Below are 1,592 nucleotides of genomic sequence, written 5' to 3'. Positions count from 1 at the left end.
TAACACCAGCGAAGAATTGTAGATATGAGTGAGCTACCATACCTTGTTGAGCTTCTGCTGTATCCATAGTTTTACCGTCAGCTGCATTTACTACTTCTTCTAATTTTTTAGTTAATTTATCTATAGTTGAATTAGCACCCTCTAGTGTTGTTTGGGTTTTTAAATCTTCAAATAAATTAGTAATTTCTTTAGCAGTAGTTGGATTAGCACCATTAGTAAATGCGTCAGTTAAATTTAAAGCGCCTTGTTGAGTTGCAGCTAATTTTACAAAATCCACATTTTTTGCACCAATAGGAGCTGCTGTTCCTTCAAAAGCTTTCATTGCTGTAGCTAATGTATTTACTCCATTTATGTCAGTAGCTCCTGTTCCAGTTGTAGCAGCAGCTACCATGGTTCCTAAAGCTGTATTTAAAGCTTGAACATCATCTTCATTTTTATAAGCTGCTAATGCTCCTTGTGCCTTAATGCCAGCTGCTTCAACAGAAGTAGCATAAGCCTTACCAGCATTAACAATAACATCTTTAACAGCGGTATCATAATTTGTAGCAGCAGCTTTATGTGTACCATCAAAAGTATTGATTTTGTCCATTATTTCTGCAAAACTATTTGAGTTAGCTATTAAATCTTTTATATTTGCAGCTTCTGCATCACCTTTTGCTTTTGCTAATTTTTCATTAGCAGCAGCAGTACCTGCTGCAGCTTTTGCACTATCTCCTATATAAGCATCCATAGCTTTAGTTGCTTCTGATTTAAATTTTTCTAAAGCTTTTTGTTCTTCTGTATGGAAAGCATTATAAGCATTACTTGCTGCTGTAGCTTGTTTAGTTTGTTTTAAACCATCGTTATAAATAGCTGCATCTTGCACTCCGTGAGCGTTTTTGATATCACCAAATGAATTTTCTTTAATTAATATAGAACCTTCTGTTCCAGCTTTTTTAGTCCAAGTATCAGCTAAACTTAAATCCACACCTTTTTTAGTGTTTTCTTTGCCAGCAGCACCTTGCTGAACAAGACTATGAATATCATTAGCACCAGTAGGAACACTAACATTATCCTCAACCTTAATACCCCTACCATCTCTATTTGATAATACAAGTCTACCTTTAGTATCTACAGAAGCTTCTACCCCTGTTTGATCTTTAACAGCATTAATAGCAGCTCTTAAAGCACCATTAGCGTCTTTTTCTTGAACGCTTACTGTTCCGATTTTTACACCATTGATTGAGAAATTTGAAGTAGTTTCACCCGCTTTAATAGGTTGCTCAAATGTTGAAATAGCAGTTACATTAGCTTTAATTCCTGTCTTATCACTAGCTTTATTAATTGCTTCTGCTAACGCTCCAAGACCTGTGCTAGCACTTACATCGCCTTTACCATTTGTAAGTTTTACAGGTTCTATTGTTACATCGTTGATACCATCAACATTTTTAAATGTTACACTAGCAGTTCCTGTTAAATCCGCCGCTCTCACATTATGCCCAGTCTCAAACCTAGTTAACCCAATCTTATCACTTGTAGTTGCCCCAATACTAGCCTTAACTGTCTCATTTGAATATGCACCAATTTGAAATTCTTTGTTTGAAAACGTTCCA

At 35.6% G+C, this 1,592-nt stretch carries 1 protein-coding gene; it reads right to left on the bottom strand.

Annotation, left to right across the window (positions count from 1 at the left end; all coding sequences use genetic code 11):
• Positions 1 to 1,592: flagellin hook IN motif-containing protein (locus KJR01_RS09540; protein WP_284467023.1), on the bottom strand; the 1,592-nt coding region annotated here is incomplete at both ends.

The organism is Campylobacter sp. 2018MI10, assembly GCF_018501175.1.
Classification (GTDB): Bacteria; Campylobacterota; Campylobacteria; order Campylobacterales; family Campylobacteraceae; genus Campylobacter_E.
This window is presented reverse-complemented; position numbering and strand designations above follow the sequence as displayed.